The sequence below is a fragment of the Rudaea sp. genome (assembly GCF_036383415.1).
In the GTDB taxonomy this organism is placed as follows: domain Bacteria; phylum Pseudomonadota; class Gammaproteobacteria; order Xanthomonadales; family Rhodanobacteraceae; genus Rudaea.
In genome coordinates, this window is record NZ_DASVOK010000092.1 from 1 (window position 1) to 22,612 (window position 22,612).

Sequence of the window (22,612 nt, forward strand, 5' to 3'; positions counted from 1 at the left end):
CCGGAGTGCTAACAATCCGGACAAATTTTCAGTTTTTTCAATCAGTTGAGGATACGCTTATGAAGCTTCGTCCATTGCATGATCGCGTGATCATCAAGCGCCTGGAGGCCGAAACCAAGTCGGCCGGCGGCATCGTCATTCCCGACACCGCGACCGAAAAGCCGATCAAGGGCGAGGTCATCGCGGTCGGCGCGGGCAAGATTCTCGAGAACGGCAACGTGCGCCCGCTCGCGGTCAAGGCCGGCGACAAGGTGCTGTTCGGCAAGTATTCGGGCACCGAGGTCAAGGTCGATGGCGAGGAACTGCTCGTCATGCGCGAGGAAGACCTCGTTGCGATCATCGAGGGTTGATCGGCGACCGCTGATCCCCGGCAGACAAATCCAGATTTTTTTGAGGAATTAGACAATGGCAGCTAAAGAGATTCGTTTCGGTGAAGACGCGCGCGCCAAGATCCTGCGCGGCGTGAACACCCTGGCCAACGCGGTCAAGGCCACCCTCGGCCCGAAGGGCCGCAACGTCGTGCTCGACAAGAGCTTCGGCGCGCCGACGATCACCAAGGACGGCGTGTCCGTCGCCAAGGAGATCGAACTGGCCGACAAGTTCGAGAACATGGGCGCGCAGATGGTCAAGGAAGTCGCTTCCAAGACCTCCGACGTCGCCGGTGACGGCACCACGACCGCGACCGTGCTCGCGCAGGCGCTGATCCGCGAAGGCCTCAAGGCCGTCGCCGCGGGCATGAACCCCATGGACCTCAAGCGCGGCATCGACAAGGCTGTCATCGGCGCCGTCGCCGAGCTGAAGAACCTGTCCAAGCCGTCGGCCGACAACAAGTCGATCGCCCAGGTCGGCACGATCTCGGCGAACGGCGACACCAACATCGGCGACATCATCGCCGAAGCGATGAACAAGGTCGGCAAGGAAGGCGTGATCACGGTCGAGGAAGGCTCGGGCCTCGAGAACGAGCTCGACGTCGTCGAAGGCATGCAGTTCGACCGCGGCTACCTCTCGCCGTACTTCATCAACAACCAGCAGTCGCAGCAGGTTGAACTCGAAGATCCGTACATCCTCCTGCACGACAAGAAGATCTCGAACGTGCGCGAACTGCTGCCCGTGCTCGAAGGCGTGGCCAAGGCCGGCAAGCCGCTGCTGATCGTGGCGGAAGAAGTCGAAGGCGAAGCGCTGGCGACTCTCGTCGTCAACACCATCCGCGGCATCGTCAAGGTCGCGGCCGTGAAGGCGCCGGGCTTCGGCGATCGTCGCAAGGCGATGCTGGAAGACATGGCCATCCTCACCGGCGGCCAGGTCATCAGCGAAGAGGTCGGCCTCTCGCTCGAGAAGGCGACGCTCAAGGATCTCGGCCGCGCGAAGAAGATCGTCTCCTCGAAGGAGAACACGACGATCATCGATGGCGCCGGCGATGCCAAGGCGATCGAATCGCGCATCGCGCAGATCAAGGCGCAGATCGAAGAGACCTCTTCCGATTACGACCGCGAGAAGCTGCAGGAGCGCGTGGCCAAGCTGGCCGGCGGCGTGGCGGTGATCAAGGTCGGCGCCGCGACCGAAGTCGAAATGAAGGAAAAGAAGGCGCGCGTCGAAGACGCCCTGCACGCCACGCGTGCGGCGGTGGAAGAAGGCGTGGTGCCGGGTGGCGGCGTCGCTCTGGTGCGTGCGCTCGACGCGATCAAGAAGCTCAAGGGCGACAACGAAGACCAGAACCACGGCATCATTATCGCCAAGCGCGCGATGGAAGCGCCGCTGCGCGAGATCGTCACCAACGCCGGTGAAGAAGCCAGCGTGATCCTCAACAAGGTCGCCGCCGGCAAGGGCAACTACGGCTACAACGCCGCGAACGGCGAGTACGGCGACATGGTCGAGTTCGGCATCCTCGATCCGACCAAGGTCACCCGCACCGCGCTGCAGAACGCCGCGTCGATCGCCGGCCTCGTCATCACGACGGAAGCCATGGTCGCCGAAGCGCCGAAGAAGGACGAAGGCCACAACCACGGTGCGCCGGGCGGTGGCATGGGCGGCATGGGCGGCGGGATGGATTTCTAAGGAATCCTCGTTCGCTTCAAAGTCAAAAAAGCCCCGCAGCAATGCGGGGTTTTTTTTCGCGGACTCATCCGGCGGCATTTGCATACACGGATGGCGGAAGCGACAGGCATCGCGAACAAGACGCGGCATTTGCCGCCACGCGCGATCCGCTTGAGGCCCTGCATGATCCGCTTCACACTCGCACACCCGAACATGCTCGAACGACCGATATGACCCATCCCCGCCTCGCCCTCGTCACCGCCGCCGCTGCGCGCGATCTCGACGAAGACCTGTCGCCGCTCGCCTATGCGCTGCACGAATACGGCCTGCCCTTCGATATCGTGAGTTGGGACGACGCGCGCATCGACTGGTCGCGCTACGACCTCGCCGTGCTGCGCTCGACCTGGGACTACACGACGCGCCTGCACGAATTCCTCGACTGGGCCGACCGTGTGAGCCGCGCGACGCGCCTCGTCAATCCGCTCGACGTGATCCGCTGGAACACCGACAAGCACTACCTCGGCGACCTCGCGCGCGCCGGCGTGGCGAGCGTCGCCAGCCACTTCATCGAGCCTGGCGAAGACGCGGCCACCCTGCTCGACCGCTTCCTGCACAAGCACGCGATGGGCGAGTTCGTGGTCAAGCCGAGCGTCGGCGCGGGCTCGCGCGATGCGCAGCGTTACGGGCGCGAGGAACACGCCACCGCACTCGCGCATGCGCAGCGCCTGCTCGATGCGGGGCGCAGCGTGCTGCTGCAGCCGTATCTCGATCGCGTCGACGAGCACGGCGAGACCGCATTGATCTTTTTCGACGGCGTTTTCAGCCACGCGATCCGCAAGGGACCGCTGCTCAAGCGTGGTGAAGGGCCGACGCGGGCACTGTTCGCCGCCGAGCACATCACGCCGCGCACGCCGACGGCCGACGAATTGCGCGTGGCTGCAGACGCGCTCGCCGAGATACCGTTCGAGAAACCGCTGCTTTACGCGCGCGTCGACCTGATCCTCGATGGCGCGGGCAAGCCCTGCGTGCTCGAACTCGAGCTGACCGAACCCTCGCTGTTCTTCGCCCAGGCGAAGGGTGCGGCACGGCCGTTCGTCGAAGCGATCGCGCAGCGGCTGGGCTAAGAACGCGGCGAATCGCACCGAAAGATTTTCGCCACGCCGGCGAACTGGCACGCGGCTTTTGCCTGCGGCGCAGACAAATCCCGATGCAGACCGGTGGGCTGACTCGCCCGGGCGATTGCCTGCGATAATGCGCATCCCGCACTACCGTCGCAGCCGATGACCGACCCCGGCAACACCGCCCACCATTCCGCACCGCAAGGCATACTCGCACGCCTGCGCTGGCTGGTGCCGCTGGCGTTCCTCGTGGTGACGGGCTGGTTGCTGTGGCGCGAAGTCGGCACGCAATTCGATCTGCCCGAGATCCAGCGCACCCTGCTCGACGTGCCGACGCTGCCGGCGCTGGCCATCGCCCTGCTCGCGCTGTTCGCGGTCGCCTTCACCGGACTCGTCGACGGACTGATCGGGCACTGGCTCGGACTCGGCTTGCACTGGCGCGACTATCTGCGCCTGTCCTTCGTCGCCAACGCGCTGGCGAACACGCTCAACCTGTCCGGCGCGATGGGCGCCGGCATCCGCCTGATGGGGCTGACTTCGCACAAGGTGCACCTGCCGCGCGCGGCGGCACTGATCGGCATGCAGGCGCTGTCGCTGCCGCTCGGCCTGTCGCTGCTCGTCGTGTTCACGCTGGCGACGCGCTCGCTGCCGCTGACCGCGGGCACGACCGAGCGCACGATCGCCTACCTCGTGCTTGCCGCCGCCGCGCTGTACCTGCCGCTGTATTTCTTCCTGACGACACGCCGCTCGCTGATGCGTTGGCTGCCGCACGATCTCGGCCTGCCGCCGCTGCGCCTGAGGCTCGAATTGCTCGCGGTGTCACTGCTCGACTGGGTGCTCGCCGCCGCCGTGCTCTGGGCCTGCCTGTGGATTTCCGGCGCGCATGTGAAGGGCGGGCTGCTGCTCGGCGCATTCGCTGGTGCATCGGTGCTCGGCCTCGCGAGCCAGGTGCCGGGCGGGCTCGGCGTGTTCGACGGTTTGATCCTGATCGCGCTGAAGGAGGCCGGTTACGACCCACCCGTGATCGTTTCCGGCCTGCTGCTGTTCCGCCTCGCCTACTACCTCTTGCCTCTGCTCGCCGGGCTCTACGTCGGCTCGGAGATGTTCACGCAGAATTCGCAGGCGCTCGCGCGGTTGCGCACGCGCCTCTCCAGCCATCCGCTGTTCGGCCTGCTCGGCCTGCCCGCGGTGCTGCTCGCCGACTTCGGTACGCGCATCGTCGCGATCCTGACCTTCCTCGCCGGCGCGCTGCTGCTCGCCTCCGCGGCGATGCCCTCGGTGATCGAACACGTCAACGTCGTGCGCGAGCATCTGCCGATCCTGTTCGTCGAGGGCGCGAGCTGGTTCTCGATCCTCACCGGCGTGTTGTTGCTCGGGCTCGCGCGAGGTATCGACGGCCGCCTGCGCGTGGCCTATCGCCTGACCATGTGGCTGCTGCTGATCAGCGCGGGCCTCGCGGTGACCAAGGGCCTGCATTTCGGCGAAGCCCTGTTCCTGCTCGCGGTCGCACTGCTGCTGCGTACGCGCAAGCGCGCGTTCACGCGGCGCGCGATGACATTGGGCGCGATGACCTCGGCCGGCTGGTACGCCGGCCTCGCCGCCTGCGTGCTCGTGTTCTTCGCGATCGGCGCCGCGCAGGTGCTCGGCGACGATTCGTTCGACCTGTTCTACATCGGTTTCGGCGAACACACCTCGCGCATCGGCCGCGGCCTCGTCGCAGCGGGCTTCGGCCTCGTTGTCTATTTCATCTGGCAGTTCTTCGCCGTGCGCCGGCCGGAACTCTCGCTGCCGAATCGTGGCGACCTCGAGCAGGCGCGCGCGATCTACCGCGCGCACGGCGGCGGCGAGTTTGCGCATCTCACCTTCATGCGCGACAAGCATCTGTTCTGGGCCGCCGACCACAAGGCCGTCGTCGCCTACGGCAGCGTGCGCAACCGCCTCGTCGCGCTCGGCTCGCCGTGCGGGCCGGAGAGCGCGATCGACCAGGCCATTCTCGAATTCCGTCGCCACGCCGACGCGCAGGACCGCGTGCCCATCTTCTACGAAGTGCTCGAACCGGATCTCTCGCATTTCCACGACGCCGGCTTCGACCTGTTCAAGCTCGGCGAGCTCGCGATCGTCAAGCTCGACGAATTCTCACTCGCCGGCAAACGCTGGGAGGACCTGCGCCAAGCGGTCAACCGCTCAACCAAGGAACAGCTCACGTTCGACATGGTCGCTCCGCCGCACGACTCCGGCCTGATCGCGGAAGTGCGCGAAGTGTCCGACGCCTGGCTCGCCGAAAAGGGCTCGGTCGAAAAAGGTTTTTCGCTCGGCCGCTTCGACGGCGACTATCTCGACTGGAGCGCACTTGCACTCGTGCGCCGCGCGGGCAAGCTGATCGCCTTCGCCAACTTCGTCCCCGGCTACGGGTCAAACGGCACCGCCAGCGTCGACCTGATGCGCCACGTCAGCGACGCGCCGCGCAGCACGATGGATTTCCTCTTCGCCAAGGTCATGCTCTGGGCGCAGGCGCAGGGCTATCCGTCGTTCAGCCTCGGCATGGCGCCGCTTTCGCGCGTCGGCGACAACCCGTACGCGCGCATCAACGAACGCCTCGCCTCGCTCGCGTTCCGCTATGGCAACAATTTATACAATTACCAAGGTGTACGAAGATACAAGGACAAGTTCAAGCCGGAGTGGATCGGCTCGTATCTCGCCTACCCGCGCGGTGCCTGGGTACCGGGTCTGTTGATCGACATCGCCGCGCTGGTCGCGGGCGGGTACGGGCGCTTCCTGTTCAAGCGCTGAACGGTTGGCCGGCCTGCCCGAAAGTCCGGATGCGGCACTGCATCATTTCGCGTATCCTGCGCGGCCTCGACAAGCATCATCAAGGAGCGCACATGGGCCTCGACCTCGTATCCAGCGGCAAGGACGTGCCGAACGAAATCAACGTCATCATCGAAATTCCGAAGGACGCGGACCCGGTGAAGTACGAAGTGGACAAGGCCTCGGGCGCGATCTTCGTCGACCGCGTGCTGTCCACGCCGATGCGCTACCCGTGCAACTACGGCTACGTGCCAAACACGCTCGGCGGCGACGGCGATCCGCTCGACGCGCTCGTGATCCTGCCGCTGCCGCTCGTGCCGGGCTCGGTGATCCGCTGCACTCCGGTCGGCATGCTCAAGATGACCGACGAAGCCGGCGCCGACGAGAAGCTCGTCGTCGTGCCGGTGACCAAGGTTTTCGCCGGTTACGCGCACATCACCGACATCGGCCAGGTGTCGGGAAACTGGCTCGAGCGCATCGGCCACTTCTTCGAGCACTACAAGGACCTCGAGAAGGGCAAGTGGGTCAAGATCGACGGCTGGGAAGGCGCCGAGGCGGCGAAGAAGGAAATCCTCGAAGGCGTGAAGCGCTACGAAGCGTCGCCGGAGAAGCCGAAGTTCTGATCGCCCATGCGGCGACCTTGCCAGGCCGCCGCCGATGCCCGGCTCACCGGCGCCGCGGGCGTCAGTCGTCGGGCGTATCGTCCGCCTCGGGTTTGCCCTGCGGCTGGATATGCGGTGCGCTGCACAGATCGGCCGCGCGCCAGATCAGGATGCGGCCGAGCCGCCACGGCACTTCCGCCTCGGGCTTCGCCGGCACGCCGTACTTGCTGTAGATGGTGATCACCTCGCCGTCCGGATGCGCGGCGCACCAAGTATACAAATTACCCAATTCCACTTTTTCGAACGGTTGGGTCAGACGTCCGGGAAAGCCGAACAAGCCATGATGGTTGCCCACGTGCACGATCGGCTTGCCCGCTTCCTGCGCTGCGCGGATGCGCTGCGCAACGGCGGTCACGTCGACGGTCGGCCCGACCGTCTGCGCGATCGCCAGCATGCCCAGCGACGCCGCGCCTGCACTCGCCAGCGCAAGTGCAGGCAATTGCGTATGTACACGCGGATGCGCAAGCAGGAAAGCGCCGATCAGCGCGACGAGTGCCCCCCACAATGGCCAAATGCCGGCAATGACATGCTGCTCGGTCGGCGAAAAGCTGCCTGCGTGCTCTACCAGCCACGGCGCCGCAGCGAGCAGGATGCCGACGGCAAGCAGCAGTACGCCGAACGCGCGGCCGCGCACCTGCGCGTTGCCATCACCGAGTACGCGCGCCGCATAGATCGTCAGCCCCGGCAGCAGCGGCAGCAGATAATGCGGCTGCTTACCGCTGATGAAAAAACAGAAAACGAGAAACGCCGGCGCAAACCAGACGACGCCGAAACGCACGGCCTTGTCCGCCGCGATGCGCGGCCGCCATGCGCTCCACGGAGCGCGCAGACTCAATATCCACGGCAGGATCATCACCGGCAGCACCATGAAGTACCACCAGAACGGCCGCGCGTGCGCAAACGAATTCGCGATGCGGCCGGCGGTCTGCTTCAGCACGATTGCGTTCCAGAAGCCGACCAGACCAAACGAGGCAATTGCCCAGACCAGCGCAACGAGCACGCCGCCGAGGATGCCGGCCAGCAGCGCGCCGTACCAGCGTCCCTTTTGCGCGCACGCGGTGTCGCTCCACCACGGCGCAAACAACGCAACGAAGACGACATCGAGCAACACGACGGGGCCTTTCGTCAACAAGCCCAGGCCCAGGCCGAGTGAGAGCACCGCGATGCCGCGGCCCCAGCGCCGTTCATCGAAATCGGCGAGACCATGCAGGGCAATCAGCACGAACACCGTCAGCACGACGTCGAACATGATCGCGCTCGCGAATACGGCGAAGAACATGACGCCGGAAAAGAGCACCGTTGCGCGCCTGGCCAACACCGCGTCCGCACTCAGACGCAGCACGAGGCGCTCGAACAGGAATAACGACGCAAGCGACGCAGCGAGCACGCCCAGACGCACGATCCAGACGTGCATGCCGCCGACAAGCCAGGACAGGTTGATCAGCCAGAACAGCAGCGGCCCCTTGTCCGCGTACGGACCGCCGTTCAAATGCAGCTGCAGCCAGTCGCCGGTCGAGCGCATCTCCCAGGCGATGGTGAGATAGCGCGTCTCGTCGATCGGCATCGCCGGCAGGAACAGCGCGGCGGGCAGCAGGATCAGGAACCAGTAAAAGCGCCAGTCGGCAAAAAGCTTCTTCACGGATTTTCAATCGGATGGCGGTCTGCCATCAGCCCCTGTTCAACAGATTCTTTAGATCAATGATCGCCGCATTCGCGCGCGACACGTAGTTGGCCATCACCAGCGAATGGTTGGCGAAGAAGCCGAACGGGCTGCCGTTGAGGATCACGGGGCTCCACACCGGCTTCTGCGATTCCTCGAGTTCGCGGATGACCTGCTTGAGGCTCACCATCGCGCCCTTGCGCTCGAGCACCGGACCGAAGTCGGCCTCGATCGCCTTGAGCTGCTCGAGCAGCGCCCAGGTGTAGCCGCGCGATTCGTAGAAGATGTCGTCGATCTTGTCCCACGGCGTCTTCACCACCTGCTGGCCCTGGGCGTTCTGCATCAACGCCGTGCCGGCCGGCGTCTCGCCCTGCAACTGCAACTGGCCGACGCTCGCCGACAGGCGCTGAGACAGCGAACCGAGACGAGTGGAGACAAGATCGAGATAGTCGGCGAGGCTGTCTGCGCGCGCGTAGAACTGCGCGCCGTTCGGATCGTTCTTGCCGAGCTTCACGAAATAATTCTCGACGTGACCGATCGCCTTGCGGTACTGGCTTTCCGAGCTCGGCAGCAGCCAGCGGTCGTTCGGCGAGGAGAACAGCGGGTCGGCCTCCTTGAGATCGCCGTCCTCCTCCGACTGCGACTGCGAGCGCGCGAACTTGTTGCGCATCTCGCGCGCGAGGTCACGCGTCGCGGTGAGCACGCCGAATTCCCAGTTTGGCACGTTGTCCATCAACACGCCGGGCGGGAACTTGTCGTTGGAGAGATAACCGCCGCGCTTGTCGAGCAGCGTTTCGGCGCTGCCGATCAGGGTCGCGGTGACGACGCTGCCGGCAGCCACAGGCTGGTTGTGCTGCGCGGAGCGTTCCTGAGCGAACTTGACCACGTCGAACTGGGCGGGCTCGTAACTCCACCACCACATCAGCGCGAGCACGACGATCACGTACAGGGCGAAGATGACAGCCACGCCACGCAGCCAGTAGCGCCGTCCGCCGGCGCGCGGAGTCGGAGTCGCGTTCATGGAGCCTCCTTACTGGTCTCGCGGGACTGCATTGTGCCGCAAAGCACGTGGCGCTTGCATGCTTGCCGATGCAGTCGAGAGGCAGCCGTTCAGCGCGCGGCGAACGCGGCGCTGCGCGCGATCGTCTCGCCCAAGCCCGGCAGCACCGCTTCGATCGCCGCCTCGTGCTTGCGCCATTTCTCCGGATCGGGTTTCGACACGGTGTAGCGCGACAGCGGCAATTCGGCTTCGAGCGGCCGGTCCCAGGCAAAATCGACGGCCGTGCACAGGCGCGAGATTTCCGCTGCCGGATCGGCGGTCAGCGCATCGTAGCGCGCGACGTGCACACGCTCGCGCGGCAATGCGGCGAGGTCGTCGAGCAGGGCCTGCGTCACCGCCTGCCACTGCGAGGCGACGATCTCGTGCAGCGGCTTGCCATTGAGCTCGCGCCAGCCGGGCGTGAGCAGGAGCGACCACGGCAGGCCGTTCCAGTCCGGCAGATTGGGATAGGTGCGAAAGCGCCCCGAGTTCCATGCCTCGATCATGCTCGCGAGTACCTGGCGCACGTCGCGATGCAGATAGATGAATTGCGCTTCGGGAAAGACCTTGGCGAGGAACGGAATGCGCAGCGAATTCTTCGGCGTCTTCTCGAGCAGGCGCAGCGGCCATTGTGTTGGCGGCGAGCCATCGCGATCGCGCAACGCGGCACAAAAGCGGGCGCGCAGTTCCTTGACCACATCGCTGCCCGCGGCGTCGACATCGAGACGATTGGAAGCGAAGCCACGCGCGCGTGGATGCAGCACGCCGATGCCTTCGATCAGGCCGTGGCTTTCATCGCCGATCGTGTAGACGTCCTTCGCGCGCGTCAGCGTTTCGAACAGGAAGGTCGAACCCGAGCGTGGCGGTGAGACGACGAACACGGGCCGGTCGAATTCGGCATCGCGCGGAGACTTCGCGCTGCGTGGCGCATCGCGCGGCTCGCCGAAGATGACGGGCGTGGCCTCGTCGATCAGGGCCGAGCCGACCACCATGACCATCAATACTTTGTGGAAATCGAGGTCGTTGGTCAGGAACAACTGGCCGCGCAACGAGCGCATCCGGTCGACGAATTCGTCGAGCACATGACGGAACTCGGCTCGACCCGCGGACGCATCGCCGTGGCGCGACCACAGCGCCTGCCAGCGGCGCATGAAGTGCATCGTTGCCTGCTGCGCCTCGGCAATCGCCGGCTGTTGCGGGCGCAGCTGGCCGAACAGGAACGACAGGTGCGAATGCAGTTCCCACGGCGACATCACCGCCGGCGAGTTCACCGATTCGAACTGCAACTCGCGCGAAGCCTGCGCCTGCGGCGCGACGAGTTCGGCCTGCCAGCCCGGTACGTTCGCGTGATGCGGGCGCGAGCGCGCCATGTGCTCCCAGAAGCCGTCACCGCCGACCGTGTCGGCGACGAGATGGATGCGCATCTCGTCGCCCTGGTTGAGCACGCGGTGCAGGCGCCAGGTGTCGAAGATCCAACACTCGCCCGCGGCCATGTTGATCTCGGCGTCACCGCAATGGAAGCGCACGCCGGGCTGGGTCACGATCGGCACGTGCACGCGCATGCGTTCGGCCCAGTAGTAGGCCTGGTCGATATGCGCGGTGACTTCGGCCTGCCCGGACAGGCGCATCAGGCGCGTGCGCCCGAGCACGACGCCGAGCGAGTTCAGTACCTGCTGCAGATACGGCAGGCGCGCGAGCAGTGGAGTCGGCCGCATCGCTCCGACCAGGCCATCGTTGTCCGCATCGCCGCCGACTGCGACCAGCGGCAATGCCGAGTTGCCCGGAAAGCCCTGCGGATGCGGCCGCCACTCGGCTTCCTCGATAGCGGCGACCTCGGCAGCGAGCGCCGCCGCGTCGAAGCGCAGCGGCAACTGGATGAAAGGGAACTGCAATCTCACGAGGCTTGCTCGCCGCCGGCCTGCAGATACACCTCGCCACCCTTCTCGCGAAACTCGCGCGCCTTCTCCTCCATGCCCTTGGCGAGCGCATCTGTATCATTCGCGACGCCGTGATCCTTGGCGTAGTCGCGCACGTCCTGGGTGATCTTCATCGAGCAGAAATGTGGACCGCACATCGAACAGAAATGCGCGTGCTTGGCGGCTTCCTTCGGCAAGGTCTCGTCGTGGAATTCCTGCGCCTTCTCCGGATCGAGGCCGAGGTTGAACTGGTCCTGCCAGCGGAATTCGAAGCGCGCCTTCGACAGCGCGTTGTCGCGCACCTGTGCGCCCGGATGGCCCTTGGCGAGGTCAGCCGCGTGCGCGGCGATTTTGTAGGTGACGATGCCGTCGCGTACGTCCTGCTTGTTCGGCAGGCCGAGGTGTTCCTTCGGCGTGACGTAGCAGAGCATCGCCGTGCCGTACCAGCCGATCATCGCCGCGCCGATCGCGCTCGTGATGTGGTCGTAGCCCGGCGCGATGTCGGTGGTCAGCGGCCCGAGAGTGTAGAACGGCGCCTCGTGGCACTTCTCGAGCTGGCGCTCCATGTTCTCCTTGATCAGGTGCATCGGCACATGGCCGGGGCCTTCGATCATGGTCTGCACGTCGTGCTTCCACGCGATCTGGGTCAGTTCGCCGAGCGTGTCGAGTTCGGCGAATTGCGCGGCATCATTCGCATCGGCAATGCTGCCAGGACGCAAGCCATCGCCGAGGCTGAAGGCCACATCGTAAGCCTTCATGATCTCGCAGATGTCCTCGAAGTGCTCGTAGAGGAACGATTCCTTGTGATGCGCGAGGCACCACTTCGCCATGATCGAGCCGCCGCGCGAGACGATACCAGTGACTCGTTTTGCGGTGAGCGGAATAAACGGCAGACGCACGCCCGCGTGGATCGTGAAATAGTCGACGCCCTGCTCGGCCTGCTCGATCAGGGTGTCGCGGAAGATCTCCCAGGTCAGCTCCTCGGCCTTGCCGTCGACCTTCTCGAGCGCCTGATAGATCGGCACGGTGCCGATCGGCACCGGCGAGTTGCGGATGATCCACTCGCGCGTTTCGTGGATGTGCTTGCCGGTGGACAGGTCCATCACCGTGTCGCCGCCCCAGCGGATCGCCCAGACCATCTTCTCGACTTCCTCGGCGATCGAGCTGGTCACCGCCGAGTTGCCGATGTTGGCGTTGATCTTGGTGAGGAAGTTGCGGCCGATGATCATCGGCTCGCTTTCCGGATGGTTGATGTTGTTCGGAATGATCGCGCGGCCGCGTGCGACTTCGCTGCGCACAAATTCGGGAGTGATCAGCCTCGGAATCGATGCGCCGAAGCTCTGGCCCGCGTGCTGTCGGAGCAGTTCCGCATCGCGCAGCGCATCGGGGCGTTGGTTCTCGCGGATCGCGATGTATTCCATCTCCGGCGTGACGATGCCGCGGCGTGCATAGTGCATCTGCGAGACGTTCGCGCCGGCCTTCGCGCGCAGCGGTGCGCGCGTATGCGGGAAGCGCACGCCGGCGAGCTTCGGATCGGCGGCGCGACGGCGGCCGAACTCACTCGACAGGCCTTTCAACGTCTCAGCATCGCCGCGCTCCGCGATCCAGTTCGCGCGCAACGGTGCGAGACCGGCAACGAGATCGATGCGCGCTGACGGGTCGGTGTACGGTCCGGAGGTATCGTAGACCGCGAGCGGCGCGTTCTTCTCCGCGCCAAACACGAGTGGCGTGTCGGACAACTGTACCTCGCGCATCGGCACTTTCAGATCGGCGCGACTGCCCTGCGTGTAAATCTTGCGCGAACCCGGAATCGGGCGCGTGACGGTTTCCGACAGCGCGGTCGTGTCACGGACGAGATCGGCGGCGAGTGCGTTCATGGTTTCAACTCCTCAACAAAAAGGGAGGCGGCGCCGGGCTTTTCGTGAAGAATTCGCGCGGCGCGAGCGCGTGGCCTTGCCTGCGCAGCGTCCGCAACACCCACTTCAAGCTCCCTACGCCGGCACAACCCGGATCAGGTACCAAGGGTTTCTCTCAGCCCGCAACAGCCGCGGGCACCCCTGCTTCATGTGCAATTGAAACACGCGCAAGGCCGCAATGCGAGCGCGAGCCGCTCAACGGCAGCGCACGGCGGCTTCTTCGGCGCGGCACCGATCCGGCCAACCATGCACGCGCCAATAGTCGACGAAGCGATTGCGCGCGACATAGTCGGCGAAGGCCGCATCGCGGCGGTGGTTGGCGAGTTCCTCGTTCCACAGCATCGAGCTCATGCTCGACTGGCCATGTCGCCAGATCGCTTCGAGCATGGCGATGTCGCCGGCGATGTCAGGCTCGGGATCGAGCACGCGCGTCCAGTTGGCGTGCTGGCCGTCCATTTCCGAACGCGCGATCGCCGCGCGCGCGGCCGGCCATTTTGTCGCGTCCTGCACGGCATCGAGCACGGCGATGTACGACGCCTGCCAGCGCGCGTCCTCGGGCGTGGCCGCACGCGCCGCGGCGACATCACCGCGCCAGACGGCGTTGAACCAGACGCCGGCCTGGCGCTTGAACGGCACGGCGGCGAAGTAGGTCGCCGCTTCCTCGTGCCGGCCCAGCGTGTCGAGCGCATGGCCGAGCATGAAATTGACTTCAACCGAGAGCGGATCGAAACGGTAGGCCGTGCGCACCTCGTCGAGTGCGCGCGTGAGATAGCCGACCGTGGTGAGCCGGCGCACGTGCCACAGACGCAGCGTCGTGTCCGCGGGCGCCAGCTCGATCGCACGCGGGGTCAGCGCGATGCACGGCTCCCACTCGGCATTGCGGCACTTGTCGTCGGCAATCACCGCATAGGGCTCGGCCAAGCCCGCATCGAGCTTGAGCGCGGTCTGCGCCTCGGCCAGCGCGGCGATACGCATCGTGCGAGCGCTCTCGGCATCGAGATAGGACGGCTGGGTCAGCGCCATCGCCAAGCCCGCATGCGCGCGCGCGTAGCCGGGCGCGTCGGCGACCAGCGCCTGAAACGCCGCCACCGCGCGATGCCAGTCGATCACGTCATAGCGCAGCCAGTGGCGTGCTTCAAGGTAGCGCCGGTACAGTGCAGGGTCTTCGCTGCGCCGCAGTTCGGCTTGCAGCGAGGGTGACAGGGTCAGCGCCAGCGCCTGCGATACCGCTTCGACGATCTCGCGGCGCAACGCGAACACCTCGCTAGCGGCGCGATCGAAACTGTGGCTCCATAACACGGCGCCGGAGGCGATCTCTGTCAGGCGCAGCTGCGCATGCAAGGCTTCGCCGTCGCGGCGCAATCCGCCGATGAGCGCGTAGCGCACGCCGAGCCGCTGCGCCAGCGCGCCCAGATCCTCATCACCGACGGCCGTGGGGCCGGCCGAAGCCGGTGCGATCACGCGCAAGCCATCGAGGCGCGCGAGCACGGCGATCAGATCGTCGGCGAGGCTGTCGGCGAACGCGCGATCCGCTGCCGCATCGGCGTCGAGACGGAATGGCATCACGACCAGGCCGCCGTCGGCGACGCCCGCCGCTGACGCGCTCGCCACCGCCGGTGCCGCCTCGCGTCGCGGCCATACGGCGTACGCACACAGCAGCCCAAAGGCGAGTATCGCGACGAGCGCGAAGGCGACGCGCCAGCGGGGCGGTGTTGATCCCACAACCGGTGCCGACGTATCCGCAATCAGCGACGCCAGTGCATCGGCACGCGCCGGGCCGGCCGCGGCGTAGCCCGCTGCCACCGTCGCGACAAAACGGTAGCCCTGCTTGGGTACGGTCTGGATGTAGCGTTCGCCATCGTCGTCGAGCGCGCGCCGCACCTGCCAGACGATCTTGCTCAGGCTCGCATCGGAGACCACGCTGCGCGGCCACAACGCGGCAACGAATTCGTCCTTGCCGACGAGTTGCCCGGCGCGCGAGACGAGCAAGGCCAAGGCGTCGAACGCCTTCGGCGGCAGGTCGATTTCGTCCCCGTCGCGAAGCAGGCGACGCTCGACGGCATCGAACCGGAACGGACCGAAGGTACAGCTCGAAGGAGAAGTCTTGTCTGCGACCACGGGAGCGACCGCCTGCCAAGTTGCGAATCCGCGATGGATAGCACGTCGCGAATTAAAAACGACAAAAAAAGGATGTACCGGCAAGGACTTTTCCGCATGCACTGTCGCAGAGTGCACGGCCGGTACCACTCCGACTGCGGACAACGCGCATGCGAAGCATCCGTAGCGGCGTCGCTTGAGCGGGAAACAATTGTCATCCAGCGGAGAATGGAAATGCGGAAGCTTTTGGCGATATGTGCGGCATGGGGCATGTTCTTCGCGCCGAGCACATGGGCGGCGACGTACACGTTCGCTTCGGGGAATTACGATTCCGGCCAGATCACGGTGGGATCCAATCCCTACACGACCGCGATGAAGACGACCGGATCGTTCACAGTCGGCCCGCTGCCGGCGAATCAGTCGACTCAGTCGGATGCGATCGGATCCCTGCAGACCTGGAACGTCAATGACGGTGTGATCACCCATACGCCGGCCAATTCGATACCAACTCTCTTCTCGGTCAGCACTGACGCCAGCGGCACCATCACCGGTTTCACGCTCAACGTTACTACCTCGCCGGTTACGGCAGGGCAGCCGGCGTATGTGGCTTTTATCAGTATGGCCGCCAACGGCTACCGCAACATCACCGTCCAATACGACTCCTCTTGCTCGGCGACGGCGACAGATCCTCCCAGCGGCAAAACCTTCTGCAATTCCTTGATCTACACGGGCGGCGACACGGTGGCCACCGCCGCAGCGCTTGCGGGCAGCTTCAGCACGGGCGGCACCGCGCCGACGACCTATACCGTCACGCCCAGTGCCGGCACGGGCGGCGCAATTTCGCCGAGTACGCCGCAGACGGTCAACTCGGGCGCCACCGCCACGTTCACCGTCACGCCGACTTCGGGTTACCAGCTCGCCAGCGTCAGCGGCACCTGCGGCGGCGCGCTGAGCGGCAATACCTACATCACCAATGCGGTTACCGCGAACTGCACGGTGATCGCGGCGTTCAGCGCCACGCCGACGACGACGTTCACCGTCACGCCCAGCGCCGGCGCGGGCGGCACGATTTCGCCGAGCACGCCGCAGACCGTCAACTCGGGCGCGACCGCCACGTTCACCGTCACGCCCACTTCGGGCTATCAGATCGCCGGCGTCGGCGGCACCTGCGGCGGCACGCTGAGCGGCAATGCCTACACCACCAATGCGATTACCGCCAACTGCACGGTGAATGCGGCGTTCAGCGTCGCCCTCGCACCCGCACCCGCGGCATCGGCGCCGACGCTCGGGCAGTGGGGACTCACCCTGCTGCTGCTCGGCATATGCGCCGCAGCCGTTCGGCACGGACGGCGTGCACGCTGATCCTGCACCCTTCGCGATGAAGACGACGATGAAACGGGCCATGCTGTGCTTGACGTTCTCGCTGCTGATCGCGAGTTCGTCGCAGGTGCGCGCGGATGACATTGCGCCGCAGGCGCGTCAGAATTTCGCCAGCATCGACGCACTCGACGTCGAGCACCACTGGCCCGCGGGCGTGCATGTGCATTGGGAGTTGGGCGAGCCGGATGGCAAGCCCGAATCCGGCATCGGCAAGCACACGCATTGCAGCGCGTTTGTCGCCGCGGCCGCGAAGCGGCTCGGCATCTACATCCTGCGGCCGCCCGAGCACAAACAGATATTGCTCGCGAACGCCCAGTTCGACTGGCTCGCGGGCGAAGGCGCGAGCCACGGCTGGAGGCCGTTGCGCGATGCCGCCGAGGCGCAGGCGCAAGCGAATCGCGGCCTGTTCGTCGTCGCCGCCTACAAGAACCGTCGCGACGACAAGCCCGGCCATATCGCGATCGTGCGCCCCGGGATGAAAAGCCCCGCCGCACTCGCCAGCGAAGGCCCGGACATCACCCAGGCCGGCGGCCGCAACTATCGCAGCACGACGCTCGTGCATGGTTTCGCCGGCCATCCGGCCGCGTGGCGCGACCATGAGGTGCGCTTCTACGCGCATGCGCCGGAACTCGCGCGTTGATGTCCGGCGCAAACTTCGATTGATCCGGCGGCAGCGCTGCGCAGTCCGAGGCTGAATGCCCGGCAACCACCGCGTGCCGCCACCCACGCCCCGCGACGAAACCCGGCGCCTGCCCGTCTTGTCTATCGTTCCCGCAGGCCGCAGAGTATCCGGGCCTGGTTCACTCGACGAGGTTTGCCATGAAGACGTACCGCCACTCGATGTTCCGCCCGCTGATCGCTGTCGCCGCGGCCTGCCTTACGCTTGCTGCCTGTGCCGCGCCGGGGCCGAAGAAGGCGCTGCCCGAACGCGTTCAAGTCAGCTGGGCGCCGAACGACCAGTTGACCGAGGTCAAGAACAACTCCTTCCAGCGCGGCTGGCTGAAGCCGGCGGACTGGCAAAAGACGCTGTCCGAGTACCTGCGCAAGCGCGCCGATCTCGTCCTGCCACCGGGACAGAAGCTCGAGGTGACCTTCGAGGACATCAAGCTCGCCGGCGATTTCGAGCCATGGCGTGGCCCGAACGCGCAGGATATCCGCTTCATGAAGGATCTCTATCCGCCGCGCGCGACGCTGCGCTACCGCGTCGTCGATGCGAGCGGCGCGACGATCCGCGAGGGCGAGAGCAAGCTCACCGACCTGGCCTACCTGCAGCGCGCGACCTTGGCCACCTCGACAGACCCGCTGCGTTACGACAAGCGCCTGCTCGACGACTGGCTCGACAAGGAATTCCCGCGCAAGCAGTCCTGACCGGACTGCGCCGCACTCAACGCGTGCCGCGAGCCGACCGCCTGGCGCTCGGCTTTGCGACGCGCTGGCGTGAATCAGCGATCGGCGCGTGCACCGCTTCGCCGTCGCCGTGCAGCGAGTAGAGGGATTCGAGCAGGCCCTCATCGGCGCTTGAGCAGACCGCGAGCACGAGCGCTTCGTCGCAACCTTCGGCCGCGACGTAGGCGTGGCCCATGTTGCTGTCGATGTAGATCGACTCGCCCTCGTGCAGCACGACGGGATCGTAGAATTCGGTATTGACCTGCACCGCGCCTTCGAGCACGTAGATGAACTCCTCGCCGGAGTGACGCACGAGTTCGCCGAACTCCTCCACGCTCTTCGCGCGGATGCGCGTGAACACCGGAACCATGCGCTTGCGGCGCAGCTCCGGGCATAGATAGTAGTAGTCGTAGTTCTTCGTGTTGACGCGCACGGCCTCGTCCATGCGGCCGACGCTGCGTCGCGCCGTCACCGCGGCCTCGCTGGTCTCGGCCGGATCGGCGAACAACTCCGACATGCGGATGTTCAGGCGCTGGCTCAGCTGCAGCAGCTTGTCGTAGGTCAGCGTCAGCCGGTTGTGCTCGACCTTGGACAGCGTCGACACCGGAATCTGCGTGCGCTCGCTCATCTCCTTCAGCGTCCAGCCGTTGCGTGCGCGCAGGCCGCGCAGCAGACCGCCGAGGGTGTGGTGGCGCGCATTCCCGTCCATCGATTCCTTTTCTTTCACGAATTTTCCAATCAGGACATTCCGGCGGATATTCGCACATCGGAAGCATATCGCTCCGCCTGTGTGGGTCAACCTTCGGGACTCGATATTTGGCGGCTGATGCCTAGGAAACCCAGGCGTAGCGAGCGTTCGGCCAGTCGATTTGCGAGGAGCGAATCTCCATTTCGACCGCAATTTGTCCTAATTAGAAAATATTATTGACAATTCTCTAATCAGGATCATACTCGCCCCAGCACGCCATTTGGGGACAATCATGCTCCGTGCAACATTCCATGCCGAGCGCCGCCGCATGCTCAAGGCGATCGCCGCCGCCGCGGCCTTGTCGCTGTCGCCGTCCTTGCTGCGCGCGGCCCCGGTCGCGCCCGCGCAGGCGAAGCGCAAATACTCGAAGAAAGCCACCAACATCGTGCAGCGCGCGCTCGTCATCGACATGCTCGCGCCGCTCAAACTCGACTTCAATCCGGAGGCGTTCTCGCTGCCGCTCGGCGAAGCCGATGCGGAGATGTTCCGCAATTGCGGCATCACCGCGTTCCACAACTCGGTCGGCGTCGGCAGCTATGACGAGGCGCTGCAGTTCATCGCCGCCTGGAGCGGCTTCGCCGGGCGCAACAGCGAGGTGTTCTCGCTCGTCGGCCGAGTCGACGACATCGACCGCGCCAAGGCCAAGCGCAAGATCGCGGTCGTCATGGGCCTGCAGAACGCCGACCAGTTCCGCACGCCCGCCGACGTCAAGGATTTCTACGATCTCGGCCTGCGTTGCGCGCAACTGACCTACAACACGCAGAACCTGATCGGCAGCGGCTCGACCGAGCGCGTCGACGGCGGCGTCAGCGACTACGGCGTCAAGATCATCGAGGCGATGAACGACGCCGGCATGCTGATCGACGTCTCGCACTCGGGCGACCGCACGACGCTCGACGCGATCGAGCTCTCGCCGCGGCCGATCGCGATCACGCATTCGAACTGCCGCGCGCTCAACAACCATCCGCGCCTGAAGACCGACGAGGCGATCAAAAAGCTCGCGGCGAAGGGCGGCGTCATGGGCATCACCGGCGTGCGCAACTTCGTCAAGGACAAGGAGCCGACCACGATCGAGGACATCGTCGACCACATCGATCATGTCGTGAAACTCGTCGGCATCGAGCATGTCGGCATCGGTTCCGACTCCGACCTGACGGGCTACGACCACATGCCCAAGGATCAATACGAAAAGCTCAAGGCCGCGTACAAGGCGAGCTATTCGTTCCGCAGCCGCATCGACACCGACGGCTTCGACCATCCGCAAAAAGTCTACGACCTCACCGAGGCGCTGCTCCGGCGTGGCTATGGCGAAGCGAACATCCAGGCCGTGCTCGGCGGCAATTTCCGCCGCCTGCTCGGCGCGACTTGGAAGGAACCGAAACGCACGCCGCCCCCTTCCGAGAAAAAAACCGAGGAGAAGAAAGCATGACCCGGATCTCCGAACATCGTCTCTGCAAGCGCACGCCGTTGCCGCTTGCCATCGCCTTCGCGCTCGTCACCGCATCGGCCGCCCACGCCGAGGACGCGGAAACCGCGACGAGCGACCAGCTCGGCACGATCGTCGTCACCGCGGAAAAGCGCAGCGAGGACGTGAAGACCGTACCGATGTCGATCAGCGTGATCGACGAAAGCCAACTCGATAGTCAACACACGACTCAGCTCGCCGACCTCGTCGGCTACGTGCCGGGCCTGACCCTCATCAACACGGGTGGTGCGCCGGGCCAGGCCTCGCTCGCCTTGCGTGGCATTGCGCCGCCGGCGGGCACCGGCGCGGCGGTGGCGACCTACATCGACGAAACGCCGTTCGGCACCAGCGGTCTTTACGGCCGCGGTTCCAGCGAAATGCTCGATCTGCTGCCCTACGATTTTCAAAGCATGGAAGTGCTGCGCGGCCCGCAGGGCACGCTGTACGGCGCCAATGCGTTTGGCGGCGTCGTGCGCTACGTCAGCAAGCAGCCCGATCTCGACGCGACTTCGTTCCGCGTTGGCGCCGACACCTTCGCCCAATCGAGCGGCGACGGTCTCGGCGTCGGCGGCCATGCCTCGGTCAGCCTGCCGCTCATCACCGATCGGCTCGCGCTTTCCGTCAGCGTCGCGCAGCAGAATTCGCCAGGCTTCACCGACAACGTGCGCACCGGGGAGAAAGGTCAGGACGCGTTCTGGCAGCGCGCCGCGCACGCCATGCTGCTGTGGAAGGCGAGCGACGACGTTTCCGTCAAATTCTCGGTATTCGACGCCAGGAGCAACGCCGACTCGAGTCAGTACACCGCGCTCGATCCGGCCACGCTCAAAGCGATCTACGGCGATCTCAAGGACGACAATTACGTACCCGAGTCGTACAAGGCAACCGACCGCTATTTCAACGGCACGGTGAACTGGGACGTCGGCTTCGCCGACTTCGTCTCCTCGACGAGCTACGCGCAGACCGAACATCGCACCGTCGTCGACGCGAGCGATGTCTACGGCGTGGTCTTCCCACTGTTCGGTCTGCCCAGTCCTGGCATTTCGGCCGTCGACTACCGCATCCAGCTGCACAAGACGACGCAGGAATTCCGCCTCGTCTCCAAGCCGGACGATCATCTCGAATGGCTGCTCGGCGCGTTCTGGACACGCGAGAACACCCACCAGGATCAGGTCGCGAGCGCGCAGATGTTCGACCTCACTCCGATCCCGGGCCTCAATCCCCTCGAAGTGGTCACGATGCCGTCGACGTACAAGGAATACGCGGGCTTCGGCGATCTGACCTACAAGTTCACGAGTGCATTCGACGTCACCGCCGGCGTGCGCTGGGCGCGCAACTCGCAGACCTTCACACCGACCGTCGGCGGCGCGCTCGGCGGCGTGAACTATGAAGCGGAGAATTCGTCGGAAAACGTGTTCACGTATTCGGTGAGCCCGCGCTTGCATCTGAGCGCCGACTCGATGCTGTACCTGCGCGTTGCCAGCGGCTATGCGCCGGGCGGTCCGAACATCGTGCCCGCGCTGCCAGGCGTGGACATACCGACCTACGTCAACTCGTCCAAGCTCACCAACTACGAACTCGGCTTCAAGAGCACGCTCGACGATCATCGTCTCTCGCTCGATGCGGCGCTATACGACATCGAGTGGCAGAAGATGCAGATCACCGAGCAGGTGGGCAGCCTCGGCTTTCTCGCCAACGCCGGTTCGGCGCGCAGTCGCGGCGTCGAATTCTCGGCGCTGTACATGCCGGTACCGGGTCTGCGCTTCGGCCTCAATGGCGCTTACACCGATGCAGTGCTGACCGAAGATGCGGCGAGCTTGCATGGCCTCGATGGCGACCGGTTGCCGAATGTGCCGAAATGGACCAGCTCGGCCATCGTCGACTACAGTTTCCCGCTCTCTGGCGGCTGGAACGGGCGCGTCGGCGGCGGGTTGCGTTTCGTCGGCGCGACGGAAAACGCCTTCGTGCACGATCCGCGCGCGCTGCCGCAACAAGGCTATACGGCGCTAGACCTCAACGCCGACGTGTCGAACGACCGCTGGACGCTGCGCTTCTTCGCCAAGAACGTGACCGACAAGCGCGTCTACACCACTCTCAACCTGTTGGCGAACGCGGTGACGGGCGAGGCCCTGAAGGTGAACGCCGTGCCGCTCGCGCCGCGCACGATCGGCATCGGCTTCGACCTGAAATTCTGAGTCTCTGCATGAATGCCATCTTGCGCAAAGCAACAGTCGAGGCCCTGCCGCAACCCTACCTGTTGTTCCTCGGCGATACGACCGAACCGGGTTACGCGAAGACCGCGCTCGGCCTGCGCGACTGGGCCGGCGAACGCTGCGTCGGCGAATGGTCGTGCGGTGCGACCGTGACGACGGGCCTGCCGTTCCTC

16 protein-coding genes, 1 pseudogene and 1 riboswitch are annotated in these 22,612 nt (G+C 65.3%); of the genes and pseudogenes, 11 read left to right on the forward strand and 6 right to left on the reverse strand.

Going from position 1 to position 22,612, the window contains the following annotated elements; translation table 11 throughout:
* The first annotated feature begins 59 nt into the window (after positions 1 to 59).
* The 5 genes from groES (at position 60) to ppa (ending at position 6,583) form a co-directional block, all read left to right on the forward strand.
* Entirely contained in the window at positions 60 to 350 is a 291-nt protein-coding gene (gene groES, locus VF497_RS03275; RefSeq protein WP_330886209.1) for a co-chaperone GroES, read from the forward strand.
* A gap of 55 nt (positions 351 to 405) precedes the next feature.
* Positions 406 to 2,055, forward strand: coding sequence for a chaperonin GroEL (gene groL / locus VF497_RS03280; protein WP_330886210.1), 1,650 nt, complete (start codon positions 406 to 408; stop codon positions 2,053 to 2,055).
* A 209-nt stretch (positions 2,056 to 2,264) separates the two neighbouring features.
* Positions 2,265 to 3,158 (forward strand): hypothetical protein, encoded by an 894-nt coding sequence (locus VF497_RS03285; protein ID WP_330886211.1) that lies wholly within the window; start codon positions 2,265 to 2,267, stop codon positions 3,156 to 3,158.
* A 156-nt stretch (positions 3,159 to 3,314) separates the two neighbouring features.
* A complete protein-coding gene (gene mprF / locus VF497_RS03290) occupies positions 3,315 to 5,942 on the forward strand; it encodes a bifunctional lysylphosphatidylglycerol flippase/synthetase MprF (RefSeq protein ID WP_330886212.1) in 2,628 nt (875 codons plus the stop codon).
* 92 nt (positions 5,943 to 6,034) lie between these two features.
* Positions 6,035 to 6,583, forward strand: a complete 549-nt coding sequence (ppa, locus tag VF497_RS03295) for an inorganic diphosphatase (protein ID WP_330886213.1) — start codon at positions 6,035 to 6,037, stop codon at positions 6,581 to 6,583.
* Between the two features lie 61 nt (positions 6,584 to 6,644).
* Here ppa and VF497_RS03300 read toward each other — a convergent pair whose 3' ends face one another.
* The 5 genes from VF497_RS03300 to VF497_RS03320 form a co-directional block, all read right to left on the reverse strand.
* The gene (locus VF497_RS03300) at positions 6,645 to 8,261 is read right to left on the reverse strand and encodes an ArnT family glycosyltransferase (RefSeq protein WP_330886214.1); all 1,617 of its coding nucleotides are present in this window, start codon (positions 8,259 to 8,261) and stop codon (positions 6,645 to 6,647) included.
* Positions 8,262 to 8,289: 28 nt separating this feature from the next.
* On the reverse strand, positions 8,290 to 9,303 hold the full coding sequence (locus VF497_RS03305) for a DUF2333 family protein (protein ID WP_330886215.1): 1,014 nt from the start codon (positions 9,301 to 9,303) through the stop codon (positions 8,290 to 8,292).
* An 89-nt stretch (positions 9,304 to 9,392) separates the two neighbouring features.
* Positions 9,393 to 11,219: a sulfotransferase gene (locus VF497_RS03310; protein WP_330886216.1), complete on the reverse strand. Its 1,827-nt coding sequence runs from the start codon at positions 11,217 to 11,219 to the stop codon at positions 9,393 to 9,395.
* Positions 11,216 to 13,114: a phosphomethylpyrimidine synthase ThiC gene (gene thiC / locus VF497_RS03315; protein WP_330886217.1), complete on the reverse strand. Its 1,899-nt coding sequence runs from the start codon at positions 13,112 to 13,114 to the stop codon at positions 11,216 to 11,218. The genes VF497_RS03310 and thiC overlap by 4 nt, the downstream gene beginning before the upstream one ends.
* 94 nt (positions 13,115 to 13,208) lie before the next feature.
* A riboswitch (TPP riboswitch) is annotated at positions 13,209 to 13,306 on the reverse strand.
* Positions 13,307 to 13,348: 42 nt separating this feature from the next.
* Positions 13,349 to 15,271, reverse strand: coding sequence for a winged helix-turn-helix domain-containing protein (locus tag VF497_RS03320; RefSeq protein ID WP_330886218.1), 1,923 nt, complete (start codon positions 15,269 to 15,271; stop codon positions 13,349 to 13,351).
* A gap of 213 nt (positions 15,272 to 15,484) precedes the next feature.
* Here VF497_RS03320 and VF497_RS03325 point away from each other — a divergent pair, with 213 nt between their 5' ends.
* The 3 genes from VF497_RS03325 to VF497_RS03335 all read left to right on the forward strand — a co-directional run bounded on the left by VF497_RS03325 (position 15,485) and on the right by VF497_RS03335 (position 17,998).
* Positions 15,485 to 16,612: an InlB B-repeat-containing protein gene (locus VF497_RS03325; RefSeq protein WP_330886219.1), complete on the forward strand. Its 1,128-nt coding sequence runs from the start codon at positions 15,485 to 15,487 to the stop codon at positions 16,610 to 16,612.
* Between the two features lie 28 nt (positions 16,613 to 16,640).
* Positions 16,641 to 17,270, forward strand: coding sequence for a hypothetical protein (locus VF497_RS03330; RefSeq protein WP_330886220.1), 630 nt, complete (start codon positions 16,641 to 16,643; stop codon positions 17,268 to 17,270).
* A gap of 179 nt (positions 17,271 to 17,449) precedes the next feature.
* Positions 17,450 to 17,998 carry a DUF3016 domain-containing protein gene (locus tag VF497_RS03335; RefSeq protein ID WP_330886221.1) on the forward strand — a complete coding sequence of 183 codons (549 nt, stop codon included), beginning with the start codon at positions 17,450 to 17,452 and terminating at the stop codon, positions 17,996 to 17,998.
* Positions 17,999 to 18,014: 16 nt separating this feature from the next.
* On the opposite strand, the gene VF497_RS03340 is transcribed toward VF497_RS03335, so the two are convergent.
* On the reverse strand, positions 18,015 to 18,743 hold the full coding sequence (locus VF497_RS03340; protein ID WP_330886222.1) for an XRE family transcriptional regulator: 729 nt from the start codon (positions 18,741 to 18,743) through the stop codon (positions 18,015 to 18,017).
* 253 nt (positions 18,744 to 18,996) lie between these two features.
* On the opposite strand from VF497_RS03340, the gene VF497_RS03345 reads away from it, so the two are divergent.
* The 3 genes and pseudogenes from VF497_RS03345 to VF497_RS03355 form a co-directional block, all read left to right on the forward strand.
* Positions 18,997 to 20,193 (forward strand): dipeptidase, encoded by a 1,197-nt coding sequence (locus tag VF497_RS03345; protein WP_330886223.1) that lies wholly within the window; start codon positions 18,997 to 18,999, stop codon positions 20,191 to 20,193.
* Positions 20,190 to 22,421: a TonB-dependent receptor gene (locus tag VF497_RS03350; protein WP_330886224.1), complete on the forward strand. Its 2,232-nt coding sequence runs from the start codon at positions 20,190 to 20,192 to the stop codon at positions 22,419 to 22,421. The genes VF497_RS03345 and VF497_RS03350 overlap by 4 nt, the downstream gene beginning before the upstream one ends.
* 8 nt (positions 22,422 to 22,429) lie before the next feature.
* A pseudogene (locus tag VF497_RS03355) lies at positions 22,430 to 22,612 on the forward strand (DUF1611 domain-containing protein); the annotation flags it as partial.